The sequence below is a fragment of the Geminicoccus flavidas genome, from assembly GCF_009806515.1.
GTDB lineage: Bacteria > Pseudomonadota > Alphaproteobacteria > Geminicoccales > Geminicoccaceae > Geminicoccus > Geminicoccus flavidus.
The window spans coordinates 1-3,227 of record NZ_WUJP01000503.1 but is presented as its reverse complement, the minus strand read 5'-3'; the positions used below and the strand labels follow the sequence as shown (position 1 = coordinate 3,227).

4 protein-coding genes and 1 pseudogene are annotated in these 3,227 nt (G+C 71.5%); all 5 read right to left on the bottom strand.

Annotation, left to right across the window (positions count from 1 at the left end; genetic code table 11):
• Positions 1-505: pseudogene (locus EQG76_RS31715) on the bottom strand (hypothetical protein); the annotation flags it as partial.
• Between the two features lie 29 nt (positions 506-534).
• Positions 535-939 (bottom strand): protein TolR, encoded by a 405-nt coding sequence (gene tolR / locus EQG76_RS14180; protein ID WP_200840813.1) that lies wholly within the window; start codon positions 937-939, stop codon positions 535-537.
• A gap of 65 nt (positions 940-1,004) precedes the next feature.
• Complete coding sequence (gene tolQ / locus EQG76_RS14175) at positions 1,005-1,727, bottom strand: protein TolQ (protein ID WP_159714524.1); 723 nt, start codon at positions 1,725-1,727, stop codon at positions 1,005-1,007.
• 184 nt (positions 1,728-1,911) lie between these two features.
• Positions 1,912-2,322: a tol-pal system-associated acyl-CoA thioesterase gene (gene ybgC, locus EQG76_RS14170; RefSeq protein WP_235031367.1), complete on the bottom strand. Its 411-nt coding sequence runs from the start codon at positions 2,320-2,322 to the stop codon at positions 1,912-1,914.
• The coding region (ruvB, locus tag EQG76_RS14165) for a Holliday junction branch migration DNA helicase RuvB (protein WP_159714522.1) at positions 2,319-3,227 on the bottom strand (909 nt) is incomplete at its 5' end. The genes ruvB and ybgC, both read right to left, overlap by 4 nt.

Below are 3,227 nucleotides of genomic sequence, written 5' to 3'. Positions count from 1 at the left end.
GCGCCGCTGCCGGCGGAGCGGGCGGCGGCGGGGCAGGCGGTGGCGCGGCCGGCGGGGGCGGCGGAGGTGGCGGAGGCGGAGGTGGAGGCGGCGCTGGCGGCTTCGGTTCGGGCAGCGGGGTTTCGGCCGGTGCCGGCTTCACCTCGGGTACGGGTGCCGGAGGCGGCGGCGGAGGAGGTGGCGGCGGTGGCGGCGCCGGGGGCGGCGGTGCCGGTGGGGGTGGTGCCGGCGGTGGCGGGGGCGGCGGGGGTGCCGGCGGCGCCTTGGGCGGCTCTTTCGGCTTCTCCTCGGTCGCCTGCGCTTGGCGCGAGGCGGCTTTGCGCTCGGGCACCGGCGCCTGAGCCGCGGGCTGCGGCCGCGGCGGCAGGTCCGGCGCCTCGCTCACCAGCTCGACGGCGACCCCGCCATCCTCGGGCAGGGGCTTGCCCCACTCGGGCAGGCCGAACCAGAGCAGGCCGGCGATCAGGGCATGGAAACCGGCCGAGGCGAGCAGATACTTGCGCATCCCCCCTCACCCGCCAGCCTGGGTGCCGGTCATGTGTCGCCGCCGGGAAGCGGGCCGGTCTCGTCCGGCGTCTGGGTCAAGAGGGCGACCTTGGTAAAGCCTGCCGAATGGATTGCCCCCATCACCGCCATGACCTGGCCATAGTTCACCGCCTGGTCGCCGCGCACGAAGATCCTGGCCTCGGCATTGCGCTGGGTGATCGCCTGGAGGCGCGGGCCCAGCTGAGCCACCGTGATCTCGCTGTCCTGCAGGTAGACCTTGCCGTCCGCGCCCACGGTCACCGCCAGCGGCTCGTCCTGCCCGGGCAACGGCGAGCTTGCGGTCTGCGGCAGGTCCACCGCCACGCCCACGGTGAGCAGCGGGGCCGCCACCATGAACACGATCAGCAGCACCAGCATCACGTCGACCAGCGGCGTGACGTTCGGCTCGGACATCTGCCGGCGGCGCCGCCGGCCCCGGCGCCCCGACCCTGTCGGGTTGAACGAGGTCCCGGCCATGCTCAGGCGGCCCCGCTCGCCTCGATCTCGCGCGCCAGCACGACCTGGAACTCCTCGCCGAAGCTCTCCAGGCGCTCGGCATAGCGATCGATCTCGCCGGACAGCTTGTTGTAGGCGACCACAGCCGGGATCGCTGCCGCCAGCCCCACCGCCGTGGCGAACAGGGCCTCGGCGATGCCGGGGGCCACCACAGTGAGCGTGGTGTTCTTGGACACCGCGATCGCGGTGAAGCTGTTCATGATGCCCCAGACCGTACCGAACAGGCCCAGGAACGGTGCCACCGAGCCGATCGTCGCGAGCGAGGGCACGCTGCGCTCGAGCGCTACCAGCTCGCGGTCCATGGCCAGGCGCATCACCCGGCCGATCCGGTCGAGCAGGTGGCTGCCGCCGTCGCGCAGCGCATTGCGCGGCGCCTCGCGCCACTCCTCCATTGCGGTCGCGAACATCATCGCCATGGGATGATCGGGCCGCTTGGCCAACCTACGGTAGAGCTCTTCCAGTGGCGCCCCGGACCAGAACGCCCGCTCGAAGCCGGTGGTGCGGCGCTTGAGCGCGGCCAGCCGCCAGACCTTCTCGAAGATCACCGCCCAGCACCACAGCGAGGCGAGTGCCAGGATCAGCATCACCGACTTCACCACCAGGTCGGCCTGCATGACCAGCGACCATACGGACAGCGCGGCCTCTGGCGTCGCGATCGGAGCGGCGGTGACGAGATTGGGATCCATGGTTCTGGTGATCCAGCCGAAGCGCGGGGCGCGGCCGCAGTCGCGGCAAGCAGGAAAGGAGGTCAGGAACTTCAGCTAAGACAATGAAGCCGACTGACTTTCTCCGTCTGCACCTGCACCATAGGCGCGATGTGGTGTCAAGCGGAACTCTCGCGTAGCACGCGAGATATCCGCAGGCTGCCCATCACGATCCGGCCGGCGCGGACAGGATCGCGCGCAACGGGGGCGGGGCGCGCACCGGCCGCATGGCACGGTTCACCAGGACCAGTTCCAGCGCCAGGGTCACGAGTTCCCGCTCCCCTTTCAGGACCCGCTGGCCGAGGCGGATCCGGGCACCCTCGATGCCCTGGGGGACGGTCTCGACCAGGATCTCGTCGTCGAGCCTGGCCGGTGCCAGGAACACCGCGTCGCAGCGCCGCACGGTGAACAGGACGCCGAAGCGCTCCAGCAGAACCGGATGATCGAAGCCGCGGGCGCGCAGCCATTCGGTGCGGGCGCGCTCGGCGAAGCGCAGATAGTTGGCATGGTAGACGATGCCGCCGGCATCCGTGTCCTCGTAATAGACCCGGATCGCCAGCCGGTGCGCCCCTGTCATGGCGGCGGCTCGTCGAACATGCTGGGCTGCTCAATGCTGGCCGGCGGCGTCTCACCCAGGTGCAGCCAGGCCGGCCGGGTAAGCATCCGCCCGCGCGGCGTGCGCTGGACCAGGCCCTGCTGGATCAGGAACGGCTCGACCGTCTCCTCGATCGTGTCGCGCTCCTCGGCGAGCGCTGCCGACAGCGTCTCGATCCCGACCGGCCCGCCGCCATAGGCCTGGGCGATCATCTTGAGGTAGCGCCGGTCCAGCGTGTCCAGCCCCAGCCGGTCGACGTCCAGGCGCAGGAGCGCCCGGTCGGCGAGTGCTCGGTCCACGGACTTGGCCCGCTCGACCGTGGCGAAGTCGCGCACCCGGCGCAGCAGGCGGGTGGCGACGCGGGGTGTGCCGCGCGCTCGCTTGGCGATCTCGACCGCTCCGTCCTCGGCCAGGTCAAAGCCCAGCAGCCGGGCTCCCCGGCGCAGGATCGAGACCAGCTCCTCGATCGTGTAGAATTCCAGCCGTGCCTGGATCCCGAACCGGTCGCGCAGGGGCGTGGTCAACAGGCCGGAGCGCGTGGTGGCGCCCACCAGGGTGAAGGGCTGCACGTCGATGCGCACCGAGCGGGCCGAGGGCCCCTCGCCGATCATCAGGTCGAGCTGGAAATCCTCCATCGCCGGGTAGAGCACCTCCTCGATCGCCGGGGAGAGCCGGTGGATCTCGTCGATGAACAGGACGTCGCGCGGCTGGAGGTTGGTGAGCAGGGCTGCCAGGTCACCGGCGCGGGCGATGATCGGGCCGCTGGTCATGCGGAAGCCCACGCCCAATTCGGCCGCCAGGATCTGGGCCAGCGTGGTCTTGCCGAGCCCGGGTGGCCCCGCGAACAGGACATGGTCCAGCGGGTCGCGCCGCGCCTTGGCCGCCTC

Bases quoted from the DNA above. Each gene is read 5' to 3' on its own strand.
- tolR (WP_200840813.1), bottom strand. From the start codon at position 939: ATGTCCGAGCCGAACGTCACGCCGCTGGTCGACGTGATGCTGGTGCTG.
- tolQ (WP_159714524.1), bottom strand. From the start codon at position 1,727: ATGGATCCCAATCTCGTCACCGCCGCTCCGATCGCGACGCCAGAGGCC.
- ybgC (WP_235031367.1), bottom strand. From the start codon at position 2,322: ATGACAGGGGCGCACCGGCTGGCGATCCGGGTCTATTACGAGGACACG.